Genomic DNA, 24,300 nt, shown 5'->3' with positions numbered 1-24,300 from the left:
TTTCTTAAGAAGTATAAAGTAATTTCCTATTCTCCTTCCTTGGTTTTGAGTGTGGCTTCCTGCTGAGCCAGCCAGCGCGCATACAGATCTGGGCGGCGTTGGTGAGTGCGTTCAATTTGCTGTGCCCGCCGCCAAGCCGCAATTTCCCCATGGTGACCAGAAAGTAAGACCGGCGGTACCGTCCACCCCCGAAACTCTGCGGGTCGAGTGTAGTGGGGATAGTCCAATAGACCGTCCTCAAAACTGTCTTGATGCAGGGAAGCCGCTTTGCCCACCGTGCCGGGCAGCAGTCGCAGCACACCATTGAGAATCACCAGAGCTGGAATTTCCCCACAGGTCAGGACAAAATCGCCAATGGAGATTTCTTGGGTCACCAAATGCTCGACGACCCGCTCATCCACGCCCTCATAGTGACCACAGAGAATCACTAGTTGATCTCGCTCCTGCGACCAATGCCAGAGGTGCTGTTGGGTCAGGGGTTGCCCTTGGGGGGTGACATAGATCACTTCACGGCGGGGCAAGGAGGGCAGCGATTCCACCGCCGCAAAGAGGGGTTCAGGCTTCATCACCATGCCCACACCCCCCCCGTAGGGTTCATCATCCACCCGCTGGTGCTTATCAGTACTAAAGTCACGCGGATTGGTCAGGACGACCTCGGCAATCCCCCGTGCCAAGGCTTTGGCCATTAAGCCACTGCTGAGGGGGGAGGCAAAGAACTCTGGAAAGAGGGTAATAATATCGAAACGCATCACTGGGGACGGCACGACAGGGAACCATAGTAGGCAAGGGCGCGCAATTGGCTGAGGGCACACAGTTGCTCTTGTTTCCACACCTGCTGGGTTTCTGGTGCTGGGGGAGGTGACTGAATGCCAAAGAGTTGATTGATCAAAGGGGAGCGATCGCGCCGAAAACCTACGACCGCATACTCTCCTTCCTTGAGCTTGGCAGCACTAGCAAGGGCACTGAGGGTGTCTGGACGGCTGCGGGTGCCATCAATGAGGCGATAGCGCTGCGCCTGCTCGTTACTGAAAATCATCGCACCCATTTCGTTGCGAATAACGCTGGGATCAATGCCCCGTGCCTGCGCCACATGATTAATAAACTTGCTGTACTCCTGTTCAAGGCCGGCTTGGAAGACCTCAATTTCTTGGGGGGTGAGGCGACGGAAGGGATTGCCAATATCTTTGCTACGACCGGCGCTCAGTGTCCGTTCTTCAATACTGTTGGCAGTAACGCCTCCCATCAATAGGCCATTATCGAGACTGGTGGGGCGATCGTAGTAGAAAACACTAGGGCCGAGAATGCCAATACTGCCAATCATGCTGCCGTGATCGGCGTAGATCCGATCCGCTGTCACCATAGCCCAAACGCCACCGGAGGCAGAAATGCCCTCAATAAAGGCATAGACCGGTTTTTGGGTGGCTGCGCGGTAGCTCCTAATACCTTCGGCGATCGCCTGGGAGCCAAAGATCGTGCCGCCGGGAGTGCTGATATTAACAAAGACGGCCTTAATCGTTTCGTCCTTAGCGGCCTCTGCCAACTGCTGCTGCACTTCATAGCCGTAGGTGACACCGACAAGGGGCGCAAAGAAGCTATCTTCTTCGTTTTGCGGGCTACCGAGAATTGGCCCAGTAATGTCAATTCTGAGAATGCGATCGCGACTGCTCTCCTTGCCGCTGACGTGCTCGTAGGGACTGGTTTCACTAGCAGGTGCCAACAAGACTCCGAGGAGGGCAAAGAAGATCGTGGCACTGAAGCCCACCACCCCCAACGTGAAAAAAAACGTCAGCGTGCCAAAAAAGATCACACCACAGCGGTGAAACACACTGGGCCAAAAGGGGGGAAGGGAGCGCGTCATAGAGGAGGAAAGGGTTTAGTATGATCTGAAAAGTTTTCAGTTAAATGTTTTACTTATTTTAGCCGCCACTTGCGGTTTTCTTCTGTTTTTGCCCCTCACAAGCCACCCTTGCCGTGTTGACCTGTCACGATCCTTTTGCGAGGTAGATTCTCTCTACTAATGAAACCCTCGATGACCGCTGAGCAGTATCTCAATCACCCCACCTTTGGCTTGCTTTATGGGGTGTGCCCTATTGATGAGCATCGGCAACTCTTTACAACGTTGTATGCCCAGCGGCTTTTCTTTATCGTCAACCAGCGGCCGACGGGGATGGCGTTTGAATCGATTAGTCGAACTGATGCGCGCATGCTCATTGAACAGCGGTTGCGATCGCTGCGCCGTCTTGGCAAAACTGCTGAATACCAAGCCCTACAAGCGATTCATCGCCAAGCCTTCATGTAACCCGATCCAGATTTCGCTAGACTGAGGCTAGGTTTTGGGGAGCAAGGATGAGCTACGACTATGACCTATTTGTGATTGGTGCCGGCTCCGGTGGCTTGGCGGCCTCAAAGCGGGCAGCTTCCTACGGCGCTAGGGTGGCCATTGCCGAAGGGGATAAAGTTGGCGGTACCTGTGTGATTCGGGGGTGTGTCCCTAAAAAGCTCATGGTCTATGGCTCCAAGTTTAGCCACCTCTTTGAAGACGCTGTCGGCTATGGCTGGCGCCCCGTTGAAGCCAAGTTGAACTGGGAGCGACTGATTCAAGCAGTGAACCAAGAGGTAAATCGTCTCAGCCAACTGCACATTAGCTACCTTGCCAAAGCCGGGGTCGAACTGCTGCCCTTTTTTGCCCGCTTTGCTGACCCCCACACCCTAGAACTCGTGGATCGCCAAGGACAGGTACAGCAGCGAGTGACAGCGGCGAAAATCTTGATTGCCGTCGGGGGGGAAGCGATTAAGCCCAATGTGCCGGGCATTGAACACAGCATTACCTCGCGGGAGATGTTTTTGTTGCCCAAGCAGCCAAAGCGCATGGCTATCCTTGGGGGCGGCTACATCAGTGTTGAGTTTGCCGGCATTATGCAGGGACTCGGCACGGAAGTCATTCACTTTCTGCGGGGCGATCGCCCCCTGCGCGGCTTTGATCAAGACATTCAAGATGGTGTCTATGAGGGGATGCTTCGCCACGGCATTGATGTCCGTCCCCAGTGCCACATTACAGGCTTGAAGCTTACCAAGAAGGGCAATATCCGCATTCGCTACGAACAGCAGGGGCAAGCCTGTGAAACTAAAGTTGATACGGTGCTGTGTGCCGTGGGGCGTGCGCCCAACTTGCAGGGGCTGGGTCTTGATCAGGCGGGGGTGCATCTTACGGCCAATAGTCAAGGGATTGTCGCCATTGCTGTGGATGAATACTACCGCACCAATCAAGAACACATTTTTGCTGTGGGGGACTGCACTAACCGCGTCAACCTCACTCCCATAGCCATTGCCGAAGGACGCGCCTTTGCTGATACGCAATTTGGTAATCTACCGCGCACCTTGAGCTATGAGAATATTCCCTCGGCGGTGTTTTCCCAGCCGGAGGCGGCTTCGGTGGGGCTGTCTGAGGCGCAGGCCAAGGCGAAATTGGGGGAAGAGAATGTGAAAATCTACCGTGCGGCCTTTCGCCCGATGTACCACAGTCTCACGGGTCGAGATGAAAAGGTGATCGTCAAATTGGTGGTGGAGAAAAATACGGAGTGGGTGCTCGGTGCCCACATGGTGGGGGACAATGCTGCTGAGATTATTCAAGGGATCGCGATCGCCCTCAAAATGGGCGCCACCAAGAAGGACTTTGATGCCACGATGGCCATTCATCCCTCGACGGCGGAGGAGTTTGTCACCCTGCGTTAGCAGCGACTTGAACCGGACTGTGGAGCAGCTCTAGGGCCGCCAGATATTGGGGATCTGCTGCTGTACCCATGGCCACCAGACTCTCGGGAGCATCGAGAACCCGCCAATCTGGCTCAATCCCCACTTTGTTGATGTTGTGGTGATTAGGGGTTTCGTAGTGGGCAATGGTAACCGCAAGACCAGCGCCATCACTGAGGTTAAAGAGGGACTGAATCGAGCCTTTGCCAAAGGTGCGATCGCCCACCAGTCGAGCACGGCCATGATCTTGCAGGGCAGCGGCTAAAATCTCACTGGCACTGGCGGTTCCGCCATTCACGAGGACGACGAGCGGGTCATGGGTGAGGGCACCGCCATTGGCATTGAGGCTATCAATGATCCCTTGGCGATCGACGGTATAGACAATGACCCCCGAATCCAACCACAGTTGAGCAATTTCCACCCCCGCCTGCAACAGTCCCCCCGGATTATTGCGCAGATCAAGAATGTACTCCTCCACTCCCTGCTGCTCTAGCATTTGAATGGCTTTGCGCATCTCTGTGACCGCCATAGCGCTAAATTGACCAAGGCGAATATAGCCAACGGTGTGCCCCTGCACTTGGCGAACCTCAGCCATGACCGGATTAATCTCAATGTGTCCCCGTTTCAGGGTGATTTCTTGAGGAGCTTCACTGCCCCGTTGTAACAACAAATGCACAGCAGAACCGGCGGCTCCCCGCATTCTTTCGGCGGCTTCATCAAGGCTGAGCTGGGTGGTGGAGACGCCATCAATGGCAAGAATGCGATCGCGGGGTTGAATCCCCGCTTCAGCAGCAGGGGAGCCATCAATCGGGGCAATGACTTCGAGGATACCGGTTTCAGGGTCAGTGCTAATTTGCAAGCCGACACCAGTGAGTTCCCCAGCTGTGGTGGTTTGCAGGCTACGAAATTGGGCGGGGCGCAGCAGCCGTGTAAAGGGATCCTCTAAACTCGCCAACATGGCTTGAATGGCCTCATAGGTCGCCTCGCGATTGGGTAGGGGACGTTTCAGCGCCTTTTCGCGCACCAGCCACCAGTTTTGGCCATTAAAAGAGGGATCCACGTAGGCTTGGTTGACAATGCGCCATGCCTCATTAAAGAGTTTTTGTTCCTCCGTTAGGGCGATCGCCGAGTCAGTGGGGAAAATGCCCCAGACTCCCACCAAGACCACTAAACAACAAATGAGACGTTGCAGCCAACGAACCCCCATTCCTTCACCTGCTGATTGCTTCTTTTTCCTAAGCTAGCACTAGAAAAATGTTTCGGAAGACACCGTTATGCCTTGAGAACCACCTTAGGATGCAGGCGATCGCCCCCACTCACCCCGATTCCCACACAGGTAGTGGCAAAGGTGACGCCCACGAAACTCTCCGCCGGCGGTAGCCCCTCACCAATCACGGCGCGGCCATGATACCAGTCGTTGAGTTGTACTGCATTGAGTTCAAGCCACGGTAGATGTGAGAGAACCGCTTGGGGCGGGCGCAGTGGTAAATGCTCTGGCGAAATGCTTTCTAGGGAATGGCTCTCCTCAATCCTCAGGCCACCACTTTCAATCCGTTGCAGGGCTGCCAGCGTTCCCCCTACCCCCAGTGCCGCCCCCAAATCGCGGGCAAGGGCGCGAATATAGGTGCCACCGCCACAGGTAATGCGCAGGGTCAATTCTGGGTAGCATCCTGCTTGCCAATCTAAGACATCAATGCTGTACACCTCAACGATCCGCGGCGGCACGCTCACGGCTTCACCCGCACGGGCACGGGCATAGAGCCGCTGACCATCCACTTGAATCGCACTATAGGCGGGGGGATATTGCTCAATCTCGCCAATGAATTGGGGAAGCTGTTCCTCAATGGCCTCAAGGGTGAGGTAACTGGCAGATTGTTCTTGGCAAATGTCACCCGTAATGTCATCCGTGGTTGTGGTGATGCCAAAGCGCACCGTGCCAATATAGGCCTTGCGATCGCTTAAATAGGGTAGGAGTCGCGTCGCTGCACCAAGGGCGATCGGCAGTACCCCTGTAGCCATCGGATCCAAGGTGCCCCCATGACCGATGCGTTTGAGCCGCAGCCGCTTTCGCAGTTCGTTAATGCAGTCGTGGGAAGTGCAGCCAGCAGGTTTATTCAGATTCAAAAAACCAAACATCAAGGCGTTGCCGTCAAGGGTAAGCCACTCACAAAGCGTTGCAGGGCAGCGATCGCTCGGTTGTAGTCAATGGTAGAACTCAACAGATTGCTCTGGGCTTGAATCAGAGCCGTTTCTGCATTGCTCACCTCCGCTTGGGTGCCAATCCCTGCTTGGAAGCGCAGACGGGCAAGGCGGAGTCCCTCCGTGGCTTGGCGCACCGCCACTTCATTGGTGCGGATATTTTCTTGGCTGGATTTGAGCGTGTAGTAGGCCTGCTCCACTTGGAAACGAATCAAATTCCGAAAGGCCGCATACTGAGCTTCAGCGATCGCGGCAGCGCTTTCCTGCTGGGCAGCACTGGCACGGGAGACCCCGCCATCAAAGAGGGTCAGGTTCATTTGACCCCCAACGGTATATCCCCAACGGGGTGCCCTCCCATCTGTGAGGCTATCAAGGGTGTTAAAACTTCCGCCGGCCACCAACTGCGGTCCTAGATTCCCCAAGGCCACCCGGCGCTGCTGCAGTGCTGCATTCCGTTGGGTCAGTTGTTGTTCCAGTTCCACGCGATTGCGAAAGGCGAGGGCAATGCTCTCCTCAAGGGAGAGTTTCCATTCTCCAACTACCCGAATGGGGTCAGCCGCCCGCACATTGGCTTTGTCATTGAGACTGAGCAGCTGTGCCAGTTGGCGTTGAGCCGTTTGCAGTTGGCTTTGGGCTTGCACGAGTTGCTGTTGGTTATTGGCCAGTTGCACCTGTGCTGTGAGGACATCAAATTGCGTGCCTAAGCCAGCCCGTTCGCGGGCGATCGCATCCCGTAGACTAATTTGCGAGTTTTGTACCGCTGCTTCGCCAATGCGCACCAGCGCCTCCGCCTGTTGAATGTTGTAGTAGGCATTGGTGACATCCTGCCGCAGTTGTTCAAATTCTCGCTGCAGATCCAGTTCGGCATTGCGCACCTGTTCCTGTGCTGCTTTGATACTGCCATCCCGTTGGCCAGAGGTGAAAATGTTGTAGCCCAGTTGCACCGTGCTGGTCCAAGTATTGCTGGTGGGGTTGGTTCGCAAGGGGGGTGGTAGTTGGGCATTTTGCAGGCGAATCGCCGCTGAATCCGTGCGACTAATCCCCAATTGCAAGGAGATGCTGGGATAGAGAGCCGCCGCCGCTTGGCGCAGAACGGCCCGACTTTGTTGCAGTTGTGCCTCAAGGATTTGCAGTTGGCGGTTATTCCGCCGCGCCAGTTCAATCGCTTCGTTGAGGGTAATGGGGCGATCCAAATCAATTTTTACTTGATCGGGACGACTGGGGAGATGGAGGGGATCGGGATTGGGATTGAAGGGCAGGAGATCGGTGGCCGTAGGGTTGGGTTGGGCGATCGCCCCCCCGCTCATGGTGATCAAGACCCCCACAAGGCTCCCCAGCAGCAGACTGCTTTGTTGGCAGATGGATTGTTGACCCATGCTCACTCCCGACACCGTTACAACTACGGATTCTCGCTACCACATAAGACTATAACAGTCCTTTCTCAAGGAATCGTTGCCAAAAAGGCGGTACACTGACACTCAACTGGTTCCAATTCTGCAAAATTCAAGGCTTGATCCAGCGCTGTGGCAACCATTTTACGCACTTGGAGCTATCAATATCCGTGGCTCTACGACACCATTAGTGCCCTCGCAGCAATAACGGTCGGGGGGAGCGATCGCCTGCATCGGTTGGCTTGGCAAGATTTGGACTTACCCCGCAGTGCCGTGGTTTTAGATCTCTGCTGTGCCCATGGCGTTGTCACTCAAGCCTTAACTCAAGCCTTTGATCAGGTCACTGGTTTAGATGCTTCACCGCGGGCGATCGCCCGTGCTCGGCAGCGCGTGCCCCAAGCCACCTATGTGGAAGCCTTTGCGGAGAAGATGCCCTTTGCCGATGCCACCTTTGATCTGGTACACACCAGCATGGCGCTGCATGAAATGACTGCGGAACAACTGCGTGCCATTGTGGCGGAAGTGTGGCGGGTTCTCAAGCCCGGTGGCTGGTTTGCCCTGATTGATTTTCATCGTCCCCAAGTGCCTCTCTTTTGGCCGGGGATGGCTCTCTTTTTCTGGCTCTTTGAAACGGAAACCGCTTGGCAACTGCTGCAAACGGACTTAGCTGAGCAGCTACGGTTACAGGGCTTCACTGTCGAGCGGCAGACCTACCACCTCGGGCGCAGCTTGCAGGTTCTCCATGCCCGCAAACCCTGCCCAAAGAATTAAGATATATGAACGATTTACAACACGAGTGCGATAGCGATGGTGGTATCAATTTATCTGAAGATAATGCTAGTATAACCCTTTTCAGGAGAATTGAACTTTCTCAGAAAGGTCAAAGGCTCTGTATAATATAATCAACACTATTTTAGGAAGGTCTATAAATATCTATGAAAACCCATTCTTATTGTTTACTTTGTCAATCTTCTAACATTCAAAAAATGAGAAGATACTACACTACACACAGACTTATAAAGTGCCAAGAATGTGGTTTTATTTTTATGGAGAGGGTTCCATCAGAGAATGAACTGAAAGAATACTATTCTACATATAGCTACGCAGAAGACAGGCCAATTTCACCAATTACGCTTAAACGATATCAAGAGCTTCTCAAAGAATTTGAAATTTATCGTCAGAGTAATCGAATTCTTGAGGTGGGATGTGGCAAGGGTGATTTCTTGATAGAAGCAAAGAAAAATGGTTGGGAAGTAGAAGGCACTGAACTTTCAGAAAAGGGAGTAGAATGGTGCATTCGCAAAGGAATCAAAGCTCAATACACTGATTTGAATGAAAGACTGTTTCCTCGCGATTATTTTGATATCATCATTGCTATAGAGGTAATTGAGCATATCAATAAGCCTAGAGAGTTTGCTCGTCAGATTGCTAGTTTTTTACGCCTAGGGGGTCTTTTCTACTGCACCACTCCTAACTTTAATTCGTTGGCAAGGTATTTTCTTCAGGAGAACTATTCAGTAATTCATTATCCAGAACACTTATGTTACTACACGCCAAAGACTCTTAAAAAGCTAATGTCTGAACATTCTCTTTTTCCTAAAAAAATAAAAACAACAGGAATTGACTTTGATAGACTATTTCCAAGAAAGGAAGCAACACCTCTAAAGTTTGATAATGAAACTATTAGACACCACACGGAAAGTAGTTGGATTCTGAAGATGACCAAACGAACCGCTAATTTTATGTTAAATATCACACGCTTAGGTGCGACAATTAGAGGCTACTTTATAAAATCCTACAGTTCAGAATAGATTTTAATCATAAAATACTTTGAGATACAATAAAAACCGTGAAAATCTATCGTACAGCGATCTTATCCATTTTAATGTGTTTAATTCATGGGAAAAAGGCTGTGACATACGTTTGAAGCAGACCTACCACCTCAGGCGCAGCTTGCAGGTTCTCCATGCCCGCAAACCCTGCTCAAAGAATTAAGATATATGAACGATTTACAACACGAGTGCGATAGCGATGGTTAGTTCACTGCCCCAACTGGAGATCAACTTAGAGACCGATGCCGAATTTGTCGCGCGGCACATTGGTATCACGCCCAACGATCTTCCCAAAATGTTGAGCCTGTTGGGGTATGGCAGCCTCAAGGAGCTGATCACTGCCGTCATTCCCCCGGAAATTCGCTTGCAACGCCCTCTCGCTCTGGGTGAAGGTCTCAGTGAAACAGCAGCCCTGCAAAAATTACGCACCCTTGCCCAGCAAAACCAAGTTTGGCGCAGCTACATCGGCATGGGCTATTACAACTGCATTACGCCGGCGGTGATTCAGCGCAACATTCTGGAAAACCCCGGCTGGTACACCCAGTACACCCCTTACCAAGCGGAAATTGCCCAAGGACGCCTCGAAGCCCTCCTCAACTTTCAAACCCTTGTCAGCGATCTAACGGGCTTGCCCATTGCCAATGCCTCTCTCCTTGATGAGGCGACGGCTGCCGCCGAAGCCATGACGCTGAGCTTGAATGCCTGCCGTCAAAAGGGAGCCAACCGCTTCTTGGTGGCGCAGGATTGCCATCCCCAAACCCTAGCAGTTCTGCGCACCCGTGCCCTGCCCCTTGGCATTGAGATTGTGCCCATTGACCCGATCGCCAGTGAATTGCCTTGGAACAACGCCTTTGGTCTGCTCTTGCAATATCCCGCCAGCGATGGTGCGGTGCGATCGCCCGAAGCCCTGATTGCCGCTGCCCATAAACGGGGACTCTTGGTGACGGTAGCCACCGATTTGCTAGCCTTGACACTGCTGACACCGCCGGGAGAATTGGGGGCGGATATTGCCGTCGGCAGCTCTCAGCGTTTTGGTGTGCCCTTGGGCTATGGGGGGCCCCATGCCGCCTTCTTTGCCACCCGTGAAGAATTTAAGCGACAATTACCCGGACGACTAGTGGGGGTTTCCCACGATGCCTTGGGTCAAAAAGCATTGCGCCTTGCCCTGCAAACCCGTGAGCAGCATATCCGCCGCGAAAAGGCCACCAGTAACATCTGCACTGCCCAAGTTCTCCTCGCAGTTGTTGCCAGTATGTACGCCGTCTATCATGGAGCCGCGGGGCTGCGGCAAATCGCTGAGCGCATCCATCAACGGGCAGTGACCCTAGCAGCAGGCTTAGCAGCAGCGGGCTATCCACTCTACCATTCTGAGTTTTTTGACACCCTACGCATTGGCTTGGGGAACCTGCCAGTACAGGTGCTCAAGGAGCGGGCAGCAGCGGCGCAAATCAACCTGCGTTACTTTGACGATGGCAGTGTCGGCATCAGTTTGGATGAGACCACCACCGAAAAAGATGGGGCGGATTTACTGGCGCTCTTTGGCACAAGTCCTGTGGCAGTTGCCGCGGGCGATCGCCTGCCGCCAACGCTGAAACGCCAATCTGCTTACCTGCAGCACCCCGTCTTTCAGGACTACCACAGCGAACACGCCCTGCTGCGCTACATTCACCGCCTTCAGGCCAAGGATCTCTCCCTCACCACCTCGATGATTCCCCTTGGCTCCTGCACCATGAAGCTCAATGCCACTGCGGAAATGCTGCCCATCAGTTGGCCAGAATTCAATCAACTGCATCCCTTTGCCCCGGCTGAGCAAGCCCAAGGCTATCAGCAGCTGTTCCGTGAGCTAGAGGCAATGCTGGCAGAAATTACCGGCTTTGATGCCATTTCCCTACAACCCAATGCCGGTTCCCAAGGGGAATATGCCGGACTCTTGGTGATTCGCCAATACCACCACAGCCGCGGCGAAAGCCAGCGCAATGTGTGTTTGATTCCCACCTCTGCCCATGGCACCAACCCTGCCAGTGCGGTCATGGCTGGCATGCAGGTGGTGGCAGTCAATTGCGATGCCCAGGGCAATATTGATGTGGCGGATCTGGCGGCCAAGGCGGAAACCTATAGCGATCGCCTAGGGGCCTTGATGATCACCTATCCCTCGACCCACGGCGTCTTTGAAACGGGAATTCGCCAAATTTGTGAGATCATCCATCGCTACGGCGGTCAAGTCTATATGGATGGTGCCAATATGAATGCCCAAGTGGGGCTGTGCCGTCCGGCGGACTTTGGTGCCGATGTCTGCCATCTCAACCTCCACAAAACCTTTTGTATTCCCCACGGCGGCGGTGGGCCGGGGGTGGGACCCATCGGGGTCAAGGCGCATTTAGCCCCCTTCTTGCCAACCACACAGCTGATTCCCCAAGGATCGGAAATTGGCCCGGTGACTGCCGCCCCTTGGGGCAGTGCCAGTATTTTGCCGATTTCGTGGATGTACATTACCCTGATGGGGGGGGTGGGGTTGACACGCGCCACCGCAATTGCCATCCTCAATGCTAACTACATTGCCAAACGCCTTGAACCCTACTACCCGGTTCTCTACAAAGGTGCCCACGGTTTGGTGGCCCACGAGTGCATTCTTGATCTGCGTCCGCTGAAAAAATCCGCGGGAATTGAGGTGGAAGATATTGCCAAGCGGCTGATGGACTATGGCTTCCATGCCCCCACCATTTCTTGGCCGGTGCCGGGCACGCTAATGATTGAACCCACTGAAAGTGAAACCAAGGCGGAATTGGATCGCTTTTGTGAGGCGATGATTGCCATTCGCGCCGAAATTGCTGAAATTGAGGCCGGCGTCAGCGATCGCCAGCAAAATCCCCTGAAAAATGCCCCCCATCCCGCCCTGATGCTGGCCACAGAGCCATGGCCTTACCCCTATTCACGGCAAGTGGCCGCCTACCCCGCCCCTTGGCTGCGGGAGTACAAATTCTGGCCAGCGGTAGCCCGCATTGACAATGCCTATGGCGATCGCCACCTTCTATGTACCTGTGCAGTGCCCATGACCACTGCCGACTCTTAAGCAAAGCTGAAATTTTTGCGGCAGTTGCCGATTTGCCTTGTCGAAGCCAAAAAGGGGTTGCTAAAAGTAAGGCAGATCAACCCCTAGGGTGGTGTTATGACCTTGGCTAGTCTCGATACCGTTGTTCTCTCCCGTTGGCAATTTGCCCTCACAGCCATTTTCCATATGCTCTGGCCCGTCCTCACCACGGGGATGAGCATTTATCTCGTGGTCATTGAGGGACTGTGGCTAAAAACCAAAAACCTGACCTACTATCACCATGCTCGCTTTTGGTCAAAGCTGTATATCCTCAACTTCGGGATTGGCGTGGCTTCCGGGTTGCCCATGGCCTTTCAATTTGGCCTCAACTGGGCACCCTTCTCAGAAGCAGTGGGGGATTTCTTCGGTACCGTCTTGGGGTTTGAGGGCACCATGGCCTTCATGCTGGAAGCCAGCTTCTTGGGCATTATGATTTTTGGCTGGCAACGGGTACCGCCAGTGATGCACTGGATTTCGACCATCTGTGTCGCCTTTGGTGCCAATCTCTCCACCTTCTGGATTCTCTCGGCCAACTCATGGCTGCAAACCCCTGCGGGGGGCGTCTTTGTCGAGGGTAAGTTCCGCGTTCAAGACTACTTCCAAGCCATTGCCAACCCCTTCATGGTCAAGAGTTTTTTCCACATGTTCTTTGCCACCCTAGAAACCTCGCTGTTTGTTATTGGCGGCATTAGTGCTTGGTATCTACTGCAAAACCGCCTGCCCAATTTCTTCACGAAATCCCTGAAGGTGGTGTTGGTGATGGCCTTGGTGATTGCCCCCCTACAGGTGTTTGTCGGTCACCTCAGTGCTGAGCAGGTCTATCACTACCAACCCGCCAAATTAGCCGCCATGGAAGCCCTGTGGGAAACGGTACCAGCGGGTACACCTGCGGACTGGAGTGTGATTGCCTTACCCAATGAGGCCGCCCAAGCAAATAGCTTGGAAGTGAAAATTCCCGGCCTGCTGAGCTACCTACTGGAGTTGAAACCGCAGTTAGACACACCGATCTTGGGCTTGAAGGAGTGGAACGCTAGCGATCGCCCCCATTTGATTGGCCTGATTTACTATTCCTTTCGCCTGATGGTGGCCATTGGTCTGTACCTCGCGGCTCTCGTGATCCTCACTGTTTTTGTCTGGTGGCGCACTGGCCTCGAGGGCGATCGCCTACGCAATTACCAGTGGCTCTGGTGGGGCTGGATCTTTGCAGGACCCTTGGGATACCTTGCCGTCGAAGCCGGTTGGATTGTCCGCTGTGTCGGGCGTCAACCGTGGATTGTCTATGGCCAGTTGCGGACAGCAGAAGCGGCCTCCAATTTACCGCCCCAAGTGGTGCTTTTTTCCCTTAGTGGCTTGGTTGCCCTGTACACCATTTTCTTCTTTGCGGCTCTTTTCTTTGGCAGTCGCATCATCCAAAAAGGCCCCAATGTTGCCTTGCCGGTGCCGGGGCTGCACAATGCTGAACAACTGGAAATCCGCATCAAACTAGCAGAGCACCAACCGGATCGCCGTCCCCTAGAAACTCAACAATAAGGGAGTACACCATGGAACCGAATCCCCTTGCACCCTTGGAGCACTTTTTGCCGCAGGTATGGTTTTTTATCCTAGGGTTGTTCCTCTTTCTCTACATTCTCCTAGATGGCTTTGACCTAGGCATTGGCATTCTCTCCCTCACCAGTAGCGATGAACGGCGCCGCAATATCCTCATGACCAGCCTTGGCAATGTTTGGGATGCCAATGAGACGTGGTTGGTGCTGATGGGTGGGTCGCTCTTTGGTGCTTTTCCCTTGGCCTATGCCACCATCCTCAATGCCCTTTACCTACCCGCAGTGATTATGGTGGTGGGGCTAATTTTGCGGGCAGTGTCCTTTGAGTTTCGCGAGAATGCCAATAATAAACGGGTGTGGAACCTTGCCTTTGGCATTGGCAGTTTTTTGGCCGCCTTGGGGCAGGGCTTTGCGGTGGGCACTGTTTTTGAGGGCATCAAAGTAGATGCTGCGGGTCACTTTGCGGGCGGCATGTGGGATTGGCTGACGTGGCACTCGGTGTTGGTGGCACTGACGCTGATTCAGGGCTATGTGCTGATTGGGTCAACCTATCTGATTTACAAAACCACAGGTGAGTTGCAGCAAACCCACTACCGCACGGCCACGATTGCAGCTTGGACAACGTTTATCGGTGCTGTGTTGATTACCATTAGCGCCCCCATTTTCCATGAGCACCTGCGTGCCCAACTGTTTCAGCCACCGTTATTCTACATTTTTGCCGCGATTCCCATTTTGGGGGTGTTGCTGATTTTTCTATTGCTGCGTAGTTTACAAAAGCGTGAAGAAGTCATGCCCTTGGTGTGGACGTTTTTACTGTTTCTCCTGTCATTTATTGGCTTGGGCTTTGTGATTTTTCCGAACATCATTCCCCCCAGCGTCACCATTTACGAAGCTTCAGCCTCTCCCAGTGCCCAAGTCTTTATGCTGATTTTCGTCGCTTTCTTAATCCCGATTATGCTGGCTTATAACCTCTATAATTACCTCGTCTTTCGTGGCAAAGTTGTGGCCTAGGTATAGAAGGAATTCAGGCCTAAAACACCCTAGCCGAGGAGGCAAAACAAGGCACAATAGCAACAGATAGCCTTTTTCTCTCGCTTGAGGACGCATCAACAGAATTAGCGGCAAGCTGAGCGGCTTTCAATGGTTGTGAAAAGGCTGTTAACTTCCTTTGCTGCTCATTTCCGTCCATGTCCTGTTGGCAAGTTGACCTTTACCGTCGGCCTTTGCGTACCCCCAGTGGCCTTGATCTGTGGGAACTCGTGATTTGTGACCCTGAGGAAAATTTTTACTACACGGCTTTTTGCCCAGAACCCCTCGTGAGCAGTTCATGGCTGGCCACAGAGTTCAAAAGTTGCGGGCAGCCCCTACCGCAGCGGGTACAGGTTTTTCGTCCCCAGAGTTTAGGCCTCGTGGAAGTGGTTTGCCAAGAACTCAACCTTCCCCTCGAAGCCACCCGCCGCACCCCGGCTCTAAAGCACTACCTGTGCCAACGTGCTCAGGCGTATCCCAGTCTAAAAACCTACACCGGTGAAGCCTACGATCCATTGGCCATTGAGCAGCCGCCGCCATTGCCCCTGCCCGAGGATATTTGGGGAGATTCTTGGCAGTTTGCAGCAATTACTCCCCCCGACTTGGCACAACTGATGCAATATCCGCTGCGGATTCTGGCCTTTGAAATGGCAATGTTGCCAGAGGCTTTGGGCTTGGCTCCCGATACGTTGATTCCGGGAATTATTCTCTATGGCGGTCGCAAGTCCCTGAAGCTGGCGCGGTGGTTCCAAGAGCAACTGCCCTATCGCTTAGAGTTTGTGCCGGGGCGACCCTGTGGGGTGGTGTTGCACAGCGGCTTGCGCGATCGCTGGGTCTTTTTGACGTTTGACAATGCTGAGATTTCCCAAGCGGGAGAACTCTTTCGCGATCGCCTGCGCGCCACTCAGGGTCTGCACTTTCTCCTCATCCAACCGACTCCCAATGACACCACCTACACGGCTCTCTGGCTGCTCCAACCCCTTGAATAGCCTAAGGTTTGAGCCGTCCCTGTTCTAAGCTTTCCTGCAGGGCACGGGTTTCATCCAAAACCGTTTCAATGCCTTCAAGGTGGGTCTGCCGCACAAAATTAATTTTGATTTCCTCTAGCCACACCACCAGCAGATCTTGAATCACCTTGCCCACCTGTTCCTCTTGGAGTTCGGCGCTGAGGGTTTGGCCAAATTTTTGCGCCAGTTGACTCACCAGTAATGCCCCTTCGCGGGGTGGATTGCCTTGGTTTTTGCTCGCTTGCTCCAATAGCAGAAAGAGGCGATCGCTAATCTCCTTGGCAAGGGATTGGTGCCAGTGGCGGGGTAAGGCCTCAAGGGATGGAATTTCCAATAACCGCCGATAGGGGGGCGCTTGCCGCAGCACTTGATCGACACTGTAGGCCACTAAGCCTTCCACTTCTGGTCGCAGTTGGGGGATCACGCGGTAAATCACCACCTGCCCAACCAAGGCTGCCAGTTCCCCCAGTTCATCAATGTCATTGAGCGTCTTGCTCCCTTGGCCGCCAGAGACACGCGGTAGCCAGCGACTCAATTGGCCGCGACGGATTGCTTTTTGCAGTTGGGTGAGGACTTGCAGGACAACCACTTCCGAAATATCGGTGGCGATCGCTGCCACTAAGCCCTGAGAGGCCTGCCGTTCAAGACTATCAAGGCAAATAATATCCGCTTGATCAAGGCGAATCGTGACCGGGATAATCCGTAGCCACGCCCAAGTGGGTGCCAGCCACCAAAAGGGGAAAAAGAGCAGCACATCGTACCAGCGCCAGAACATAGCATCCCGCCAGCGGGCACCGCGATATTGGCGACTCAGCCAAAACGTGCGTCCCAAGAATTCCACAAAGAAGAGGAGATTAAAGGGAATATCAATGGCATCAAAGTGGTCAATAAAATCCCCATCTTCACCGTAGCGGCGCCAATAATTGGTAGCCATCAGGGGAATGATCTGCGCCTCAAACCAAGCAAGGTTGGTCTGCCAGTCCCGCTCATTGATGTACTCGTCACTCCAAAAACGCTCAAAGGACTGTTTAGAGGAGGCATTGCGATCGCCAAAGACCCGCAGCCGCATCAGGTTCTTGATCCGCTCAAGGGTGCCAGTCTTATTGGCAAGGGCAAAGGGGTTAGTATCCACCATGGTTTTGCTCTGCTTGCGCAACTCAGCCAAGAGTGCTTGAGTAGCTGGCGCATCGACCCCTTCAGCGGCAATGGTTCGCCGGAGTTGGTTGACCGTGTTGATGTACTGCTGGGTTGCCCGGTGGGGTTCGATGCCTTTGATGGGGTCATAGAGAGGGGTAATCGGCAAAGGCTGGGGCAGATAAATCAACCGCTGAATCAGGGGAATGCGGACTGTTCCCAAAAGCCAGAAGTCCCGTAGGGGAATATAGGTGAGATCAAAGAGCACCAACAGAAAATTGGCGCTGGCAATGGCCACCATGATCCGCTCATAGGTTCGATTCAATGGTTTATCAAACATCTGGCTCCCCTAGCGCAAGCGGACATAGCCGGCTTTTTCAATTGTGGCTTGACCCTGATCCGTTAATAACAGGGCTGCATAGGCACGACCGGCTTGGGCATCCGGGCTATTGTCATCCTTGGCAATGACAAACAGGCGACGGGTAATGGGGTAACTGCCCTCCTGAAAGGCACGATAGTTCAATGTATTCCGCCGCTGTGGACATTGGGCAGAATCCACATAGGGTTCCTGATAGGGAGGAACGTACTGATTGGGCTGCCGCCCCAAAGGCAAGGGTCGCACACTGCACTGACCAACAATTTCCGGTGCCGAGGCATAGTAAATGCCGCCGGAGGTTGCCCCCACCCGCCGTAGGGCATCTGTGGTATCCCGCACCATCACCACCTTGGGACTGAATGGCTGGTTCCCCAAGACATCTTGGACGAAAAACTCTACCGTTCCGCCATCTTCCAGCCGCCGTGAAAAGGGAGTAATGGCTAGATTCGGACCGCCCACTTGGCTCCAGTTCGTCAGTTTGCCCGTGTAAATATCAACCACTTGTTGCACAGTGAGACCGGGAATCTGGAGGTTGGGATTGACAGCGATCGCGATGCCATCGATCGCCACCGGTAGTTCCAGCAATTTTATCCCTTGGCTCTGCGCCTGCTGCCGCTCCTGCTCATTGAGGGGGCGGGAAGACTGGGCAAAGGCCAGTTGATTATTCATTAACATGCGAATGCCACTGCCCGATCCGGGGGTGCCGGTGGGGGGATTGGTGTAGCGCAGGCGAAAATTGGGCCAAGCTAACTGAATCAGGGGATCGACATCGCGGCGAATCGGTGCCCACGTCGTACTGCCCCCGTATTGAAACGTACCACTGGGAACATTGCTGACATCGCTGAAATTCGCAGCCGCCATCTCTGGCGTACTCTGGGGTACCCCCAAGTTTTCAGTCACCTGTTCAAGGGGATTTTGATTGCCCAGTAACCGAATCACGAGCACCGCCCCCACCCCCAATAGACCACAGGTGAGGACAAGAGACACCAGCAAAGGCAGCAGGTTGCTATTGCGAGACATGGCAGAACCAGTCAAAACTCTGCCTCTAGCCTAGCTCAAGGTTGTCCCCGCACGGATCTTTTTTTGGCCAATGTTTAGGTTTAGATGCCGTGGTGCACGGTTTTTACCCACTTGAGACGCTTGGCGCGTACGGCCATACGCAGTGTTGTTGTACTCACCACAGGCAACCAATGGAGCATGTAGAGGGTACCCCGCAAACTCTGCCAAAATAGTTGCCAAATCCCCAGCGACTGCGTTTGAGGAATCCCTCGCAGCATCCCCACCATTGAAAGCGTAAAGCTCAGTGTCGTCAGGGGTACTAGCATCGGGCTGCGGTGACGCAGTAGAGCCATCAGCAGGTCGGGAATTGTGGCCGTGGGAATGGCGTATTTGATCAAAAACCAGCAGAGCACATCCCAGCTTTTTTGCCAGCCAAGGCGATTGCGCAGCAAGGGTTGCCAGTAGTCGAGATAGCTTTGGTAGCCGCCCTCGCCCCAGCGATTGCGTTGGTGCCACAGTGCCACGAGTGTGGTCACGCCTTCTTCCTGTACCGCTGGATTCATCAGCACGTCAATCTGCCAACCGTGGAGATGTAGCTTCAGACTGAGATCCAGATCGTCAGTAATGGTTTCTTCATTCCAGCCACCACAGCGCTCTAGAGCTTGCCGCCGCACAAATTGGCCATTGCCCCGCAGTTCGCCCATACCGCCACAGGCCACCCGCTGCTGTTGATAGTAGGCATCAAGGATCATTTCTGCCGCTTGGCCTTGGGTCAGCAAATTGATGTCGGCATTACTAATTGCTTTGCGCACTTGCACCGCGCCAACACTGGCCACCTGAAAGCGGTTGACCACCTGTTGCAGTAGATCTTGGGGTACGGTGGCATCGGCATCAAAGACGCCAATAATTTCTCCCCGTGTCAAGGGCAGGACTTGATTGAGGGCACCGGACTTACCCCCGCCCGCCCCCGGCAGCCGCCGCAGCACTTTGAGGTGAGGATATTGCTTTTGTAGTTCACTCAAAATATCGGGGGTGCGATCGCTACTGTTGTCATCAATAATCCACACCTCGTAGTGGGGATAATCCAAGCGGCAAAGGTTTTTGACGAGGCGACCAATCACCGCCTCTTCATTTTTCGCCGCTACCACCAAAGACACCATTGGCTGCACACTTTCTGTGGCCTCTAATGCAGGTAGCGTTTGCGGCTTGGCTCGCCAGTAGCGCAGTGTTTGCAAGCTCATGAGCAGCGTTAGGGCATAGATCAGCCAAATGCCACCCACAATCAGATGCAGGGCGATCGTGCTCCCCCAAATCAGAGAGAGCGCTAGGAAAGCCTTGCGACGGCGACCCTCAGAACGCGGTTGTAATGGAGGACTCTCTGGGGCATCAACCCACTCCGACAGGAGTTCGTCGAGGGGATCGGCTTCGTTGTAGAAACTGTTTTCGGGCCAGGAATTCTCCGGCATAGGTCACCTGATTGAGAAACCAGTACTTATCCACTCCCTTAAAGAAGCTGGGAATGAGATAACACCACACTGTGCAGCCTTCGCAGACGGAGAGTCGGCCTTGGGAGCGGCGATACTCCTCTACCACCTTGGAGGACTTGTACAGCTCGTACAGGCGACCATTGATGGGGACTCCCTTCTGCGCAAAGTGGTAGCACGGTAGCAGCAACTCATCATTGGGGGAAATGGCAATGACTGCATCCACCGCCTTGCAACGGGGATTTTGGGTATTGTTTCCCCCCGCACGGATGAGGGCTAATGCTGCCTTATTGTAACCAACATTGTTATACTTCTTCGCATTTTGTTCAATGTGGTCGGCAATTTCAGGGGTGGGGTTCTTCTTGTCGTTGTAGTTTTCATGGGCGGTAAAAGCGGGATTCAACCAAACCCGTACCCCTAGACTTTGGGCAAATTCGGCCACCTCACCAATCCGTTCATAATTTTGGGCAGTGACGGTGTGATTCAGCACTGGATATTCACCAAGCTCAAGGGCAATTTTGACGGACTCCACCAACGTGTCAAAAATTTTCACGCCCCGCGACTGATCATGGGTGGCCGCATCAGGCCCATCGAGGGAGAAGTTCAAGAAATCCACCAAGCCCTGAATTTCCCTAGCACGGCGGGGATAGAGAATCGTATTTGTCGTCATGCTAGTCATGAAGCCGAGACGCTTGGCTTCCCGGTAGATGGCTGGGGCATCGGCACGCAGCAGCGGTTCACCCCCCGTAAAGTCCACATATTTGACCCCCAAACGTTTCAAATCGCGCAGATTGGTTTGGATGGCGCTAAAATCAGCTTCTTTGCCCGGTTCCAGTGCCCAAATGTCGCAAAAGTGGCAGCGGGCGTTACAGCGGTAGGTCAGGTAGTAGTTAGCAACCAGTGGACGCATGGAGTCTCTTCCTTAACGAATTCAAGCAAGGCCAAGATGAATAAAGCAGTCAATGAGTTTATGCAAGCAATTGAAAAATTTCTAGACAAAACTTCATCAGAGTTTGAGTTGCTGAACAGTTTAGCACTCTGCTGAGCTGAGGAATGGAGATCTATCCCTGAAGCGGCTGCAAGTTTAGCAATGCTTATTATTGATAAAGATTTTTTATATTAAAAGCGTATTACTATTTGCCTAGATTATCTTTTACCGTGAGGGTATGCGCAATTGTGAGGATAGCCCCATGAATCAACGCCTTGCCCAACGCACGCCTACTTCTTTAACGACCAAAATCCGTCAGTGGCTAATGACTTATCCGATCACAACGCCAGCGATCGCCCACCGCATTTGCCGCCTTATTCCAGCCCAATGTCCCTTTGCCCGCACCCTCTCCCTCTTTGGTCGGCCAGTCATCAGCATTCCCCCTCTGTGTAAACTCAATCCCTTTTATGAAGAAGTCGTGATGCTGCGGTTTCGTGCCCTCACCTACCTCAGCGATGTCTGCCAAGAGGACATCAGCCAATACGTCTAGGCAGCGAGGAACTTGCAGTTGCTATACGATTAAAATGTATAGCTCTGTATCCATGGTGCCCGTCGCATGCTGAAAGCCCTATTTGGCGATCCCAATCAGCGCAAGGTTAAAAAGTATCAACCCCTTGTGGTCGAGATCAACCTGCTGGAGGAGCAAATTCAGCCCCTAAGCGATAGTGAGCTACAGGCGAAAACGGCTGAGTTTCGGCAGCGACTCGACAATGGCGAGACCCTCGATGATTTACTGCCCGAGGCTTTTGCCGTGGTGCGCGAAGCTTCACGACGGGTACTGGGGATGCGCCACTTTGATGTCCAGCTCATCGGTGGCATGATTCTCCACGATGGCCAGATTGCCGAAATGAAAACGGGGGAAGGAAAAACCCTCGTGGCCACGCTGCCGGCCTACCTGAATGCCCTGACGGGGAAAGGGGTGCACATTGTTACGGTCAACGACTATCTGGCACGGCGGGATGCGGAATGGATGGGACAGGTGCATCGCTTTTTGGGTCTGACGGTCGGGCTGATTCAGCAGCACATGGCTCCCCAAGAGCGGCAGAAAAGCTATGCCTGCGATATCACCTATGCCACCAACAGCGAAATTGGCTTTGACTACCTGCGGGACAATATGGCTACGTCCATGGCTGAGGTGGTGCAGCGTCCCTTCAACTACTGCATCATTGACGAGGTGGATTCGGTACTGATTGACGAAGCCCGCACGCCCCTGATTATTTCAGGTCAAGTGGAGCGTCCCACCGAGAAGTACCTCAAGGCGGCTGAAGTTGCCCGCCTCCTGAAAAAGGACGAGCACTACGAGGTGGATGAAAAGGCTCGTAATGTCCTCATGACCGATGAGGGGTTTATCGAAGCTGAAAAACTATTGGGGGTAAGCGATCTCTATGACCCCCAAGACCCTTGGGCACACTATATCTTTAATGCCATCAAGGCCAAGGAACTCTTTCAGCGGGATGTGAACTACATCGTCCGCAATGGTGAAGTGGTGATTGTAGATGAATTCACGGGACGAGTCATGGTGGGTCGCCGCTGGAGTGATGGCCTGCATCAGGCGATCGAAGCCAAAGAAGGCCTCGACATTCAAAATGAGTCCCAAACCCTCGCCACAATTACCTACCAAAATCTCTTTTTGCTCTATCCCAAGTTGGCGGGGATGACGGGGACAGCCAAGACCGAAGAGGCAGAATTCGAGAAAATCTACAAGCTAGAAGTGACGGTGGTGCCCACCAATCGCCCCAGTCAGCGGCGGGACTTTCCCGATGTGGTCTATAAAACCGAGCGGGGTAAATGGCTGGCCGTGGCCTCTGAATGTGCCGAGATTCACGCTACGGGTCGCCCCGTGCTCGTGGGTACCACCAGTGTTGAAAAGTCGGAGCTACTGTCGCAACTGCTGCGGGAGTTGGAAATTCCCCACAACCTCCTCAATGCCAAGCCAGAAAATGTGGAGCGGGAGGCAGAGATCATTGCCCAAGCAGGGCGCAAGGGAGCGGTGACCATTGCCACCAACATGGCAGGCCGAGGCACCGACATTATCTTGGGGGGGAATGCCGACTATATGGCACGCCTCAAGGTGCGGGAATACTTTATGCCTCGCATTGTCATGCCCCCCAGTGACGACCCGATGATGCTATTGGGGCTGAAAATGGATCGCGGCGGTGGCCAAGGCTTTAGTCAGGCGGCGCAGAAAAACTGGAAAGCCTCACCGGGACTCTTCCCCTGCGAAATTAGTCAGGATGCGGAAAAGCTGCTGCGCCATGCGGTGGATGTGGCGGTCAAGACCTATGGGGAGCGCAGTCTGCCGGAGTTGCAGGCGGAGGATATGCTGGCGATCGCCTCGGAGAAAGCACCGACCCAAGATCCTGTGATTCAAGCCCTGCGGGATGCCTTTAACCGTATCCGCGAAGAATATGAGGTGGTCACCAAGAAAGAACATGAAGAAGTGGTGGCTCTCGGTGGTTTGCACGTGATTGGCACAGAACGCCATGAATCGCGGCGGATTGATAACCAGTTGCGGGGACGGGCAGGACGCCAAGGCGACCCCGGATCCACGCGCTTTTTCCTGAGCTTGGAGGATAACCTGCTGCGCATCTTCGGGGGCGATCGCGTCGCCAGTATTATGAATGCCCTGCGCGTTGACGAGGATATGCCCATTGAGTCGGGACTCCTTACCCGCAGCTTGGAAAATGCCCAGCGCAAGGTGGAAACCTACTACTATGACATCCGTAAGCAGGTCTTTGAATACGACGAGGTGATGAATAACCAGCGGCGTGCCATCTATGCTGAGCGGCGGCGAGTGCTGGAAGGGGAAGACCTCAAGGATCGGGTGCTGGAGTACGCCGAAAAAACCATGGACGACATCATTGCCGCCTATGTCAATCCCGATCTGCCGCCAGAGGAATGGGATTTAGAGGGCTTGGTGGCCAAAGTACAGGAATTTGTCTATTTGCTGTCGGATCTACGCCCTGAGCATCTGGCTCATCTCAGCGTACCGGAGATGCAGGCCTTTTTGCATGAGCAAGTGCGCACCGCCTACGAGCAAAAAGAAGCAGAAATTGAGCGCATTCAAACGGGTCTGATGCGACAAGCGGAGCGGTTCTTTATCCTACAACAGATTGACCTGCTGTGGCGGGAGCACCTACAACAAATGGATGCCCTGCGCGAGTCGGTCGGCCTACGGGGCTATGGCCAAGAGGATCCCTTGGTGGAGTACAAACGGGAGGGCTACGAATTGTTCTTGGACATGATGGTGATGATTCGCCGCAATGTCGTGTATTCTCTCTTCCAGTTCCAGCCCCAAGTGGCACCGGCATCCTCGTCCTCAGATCAGGCCTAGCTTCGTTTTCTCAGATCACCGTCTTTGGCTTGGAGCAATCTTTAACGCTGCGGGGTCAACTATACTGACGTAGTTTCAGTATGGATGTGCAGGGTTAAGTGTGGTTTCAAGGTCTGTTTGTTTAGTTTTTGGGAGTGCAATTGCT

Annotated in this window: 19 protein-coding genes; 10 read left to right on the top strand and 9 right to left on the bottom strand. The window is 53.6% G+C overall.

Annotated elements, in window-relative coordinates; genetic code table 11:
* Positions 1–26 precede the first annotated feature (26 nt).
* Positions 27–749, bottom strand: a complete 723-nt coding sequence (trmD, locus tag M0644_RS08635) for a tRNA (guanosine(37)-N1)-methyltransferase TrmD (RefSeq protein ID WP_149819981.1) — start codon at positions 747–749, stop codon at positions 27–29.
* Positions 749–1,858 (bottom strand): S49 family peptidase, encoded by a 1,110-nt coding sequence (locus tag M0644_RS08630; RefSeq protein WP_286625356.1) that lies wholly within the window; start codon positions 1,856–1,858, stop codon positions 749–751. Before M0644_RS08630 ends, trmD begins: the two co-directional genes overlap by 1 nt.
* Positions 1,859–2,029: 171 nt before the next feature.
* Between M0644_RS08630 and pipX the strand changes: the two genes are divergently transcribed.
* Together pipX and gor are read left to right on the top strand one after the other, a co-directional pair.
* Positions 2,030–2,299, top strand: coding sequence for a transcriptional coactivator PipX (gene pipX / locus M0644_RS08625; protein ID WP_190278331.1), 270 nt, complete (start codon positions 2,030–2,032; stop codon positions 2,297–2,299).
* Positions 2,300–2,346: 47 nt separating this feature from the next.
* Entirely contained in the window at positions 2,347–3,732 is a 1,386-nt protein-coding gene (gor, locus tag M0644_RS08620; protein WP_286625355.1) for a glutathione-disulfide reductase, read from the top strand.
* Here gor and ctpA read toward each other — a convergent pair.
* The 3 genes from ctpA to M0644_RS08605 all read right to left on the bottom strand — a co-directional run bounded on the left by ctpA (position 3,719) and on the right by M0644_RS08605 (position 7,325).
* Positions 3,719–4,957 carry a carboxyl-terminal processing protease CtpA gene (gene ctpA / locus M0644_RS08615; RefSeq protein WP_286625354.1) on the bottom strand — a complete coding sequence of 413 codons (1,239 nt, stop codon included), beginning with the start codon at positions 4,955–4,957 and terminating at the stop codon, positions 3,719–3,721. The two genes, gor and ctpA, sit on opposite strands and share 14 nt — an antisense overlap.
* Before the next feature lie 65 nt (positions 4,958–5,022).
* Positions 5,023–5,886, bottom strand: coding sequence for a tRNA pseudouridine(55) synthase TruB (truB, locus tag M0644_RS08610; protein ID WP_149819972.1), 864 nt, complete (start codon positions 5,884–5,886; stop codon positions 5,023–5,025).
* Positions 5,886–7,325 carry a TolC family protein gene (locus M0644_RS08605; RefSeq protein ID WP_286625352.1) on the bottom strand — a complete coding sequence of 480 codons (1,440 nt, stop codon included), beginning with the start codon at positions 7,323–7,325 and terminating at the stop codon, positions 5,886–5,888. The genes truB and M0644_RS08605 overlap by 1 nt, the downstream gene beginning before the upstream one ends.
* Before the next feature lie 147 nt (positions 7,326–7,472).
* On the opposite strand from M0644_RS08605, the gene M0644_RS08600 reads away from it, so the two are divergent.
* The 6 genes from M0644_RS08600 to M0644_RS08575 all read left to right on the top strand — a co-directional run bounded on the left by M0644_RS08600 (position 7,473) and on the right by M0644_RS08575 (position 15,822).
* Complete coding sequence (locus M0644_RS08600; protein ID WP_286625351.1) at positions 7,473–8,111, top strand: class I SAM-dependent methyltransferase; 639 nt, start codon at positions 7,473–7,475, stop codon at positions 8,109–8,111.
* 164 nt (positions 8,112–8,275) lie between these two features.
* Positions 8,276–9,151 (top strand): class I SAM-dependent methyltransferase, encoded by an 876-nt coding sequence (locus M0644_RS08595; RefSeq protein ID WP_286625350.1) that lies wholly within the window; start codon positions 8,276–8,278, stop codon positions 9,149–9,151.
* Between the two features lie 220 nt (positions 9,152–9,371).
* Entirely contained in the window at positions 9,372–12,242 is a 2,871-nt protein-coding gene (gene gcvP / locus M0644_RS08590; RefSeq protein WP_286625348.1) for an aminomethyl-transferring glycine dehydrogenase, read from the top strand.
* Positions 12,243–12,338: 96 nt separating this feature from the next.
* Positions 12,339–13,790, top strand: coding sequence for a cytochrome ubiquinol oxidase subunit I (locus M0644_RS08585; RefSeq protein ID WP_286625347.1), 1,452 nt, complete (start codon positions 12,339–12,341; stop codon positions 13,788–13,790).
* A gap of 11 nt (positions 13,791–13,801) precedes the next feature.
* Entirely contained in the window at positions 13,802–14,815 is a 1,014-nt protein-coding gene (cydB, locus tag M0644_RS08580) for a cytochrome d ubiquinol oxidase subunit II (RefSeq protein ID WP_149819962.1), read from the top strand.
* Between the two features lie 176 nt (positions 14,816–14,991).
* Positions 14,992–15,822 carry a Tab2/Atab2 family RNA-binding protein gene (locus M0644_RS08575; protein ID WP_149819960.1) on the top strand — a complete coding sequence of 277 codons (831 nt, stop codon included), beginning with the start codon at positions 14,992–14,994 and terminating at the stop codon, positions 15,820–15,822.
* 1 nt (position 15,823) lies between these two features.
* Here M0644_RS08575 and M0644_RS08570 read toward each other — a convergent pair whose 3' ends face one another.
* From M0644_RS08570 to M0644_RS08555, 4 genes are all read right to left on the bottom strand, one after another.
* Positions 15,824–17,314: a hypothetical protein gene (locus M0644_RS08570; protein WP_286625343.1), complete on the bottom strand. Its 1,491-nt coding sequence runs from the start codon at positions 17,312–17,314 to the stop codon at positions 15,824–15,826.
* Between the two features lie 9 nt (positions 17,315–17,323).
* Positions 17,324–18,370 carry a PstS family phosphate ABC transporter substrate-binding protein gene (locus M0644_RS08565; protein ID WP_286625342.1) on the bottom strand — a complete coding sequence of 349 codons (1,047 nt, stop codon included), beginning with the start codon at positions 18,368–18,370 and terminating at the stop codon, positions 17,324–17,326.
* An 80-nt stretch (positions 18,371–18,450) separates the two neighbouring features.
* A complete protein-coding gene (locus M0644_RS08560; protein ID WP_286625341.1) occupies positions 18,451–19,815 on the bottom strand; it encodes a glycosyltransferase family 2 protein in 1,365 nt (454 codons plus the stop codon).
* Positions 19,736–20,743: a radical SAM protein gene (locus M0644_RS08555; RefSeq protein ID WP_286625340.1), complete on the bottom strand. Its 1,008-nt coding sequence runs from the start codon at positions 20,741–20,743 to the stop codon at positions 19,736–19,738. The genes M0644_RS08560 and M0644_RS08555 overlap by 80 nt, the downstream gene beginning before the upstream one ends.
* A gap of 256 nt (positions 20,744–20,999) precedes the next feature.
* Between M0644_RS08555 and M0644_RS08550 the strand changes: the two genes are divergently transcribed.
* Both M0644_RS08550 and secA read left to right on the top strand, forming a co-directional pair.
* On the top strand, positions 21,000–21,311 hold the full coding sequence (locus tag M0644_RS08550) for a Mo-dependent nitrogenase C-terminal domain-containing protein (RefSeq protein WP_149819952.1): 312 nt from the start codon (positions 21,000–21,002) through the stop codon (positions 21,309–21,311).
* Positions 21,312–21,377: 66 nt separating this feature from the next.
* Complete coding sequence (gene secA / locus M0644_RS08545) at positions 21,378–24,155, top strand: preprotein translocase subunit SecA (RefSeq protein WP_286625339.1); 2,778 nt, start codon at positions 21,378–21,380, stop codon at positions 24,153–24,155.
* Positions 24,156–24,300: the final 145 nt, after the last annotated feature.

The organism is Thermosynechococcus sp. B1, assembly GCF_030322985.1.
In the GTDB taxonomy this organism is placed as follows: Bacteria; Cyanobacteriota; Cyanobacteriia; order Thermosynechococcales; family Thermosynechococcaceae; genus Thermosynechococcus.
The sequence above is the reverse complement of the archived record's forward strand: the minus strand, read 5'-3'. Positions and strand labels throughout refer to the sequence as shown.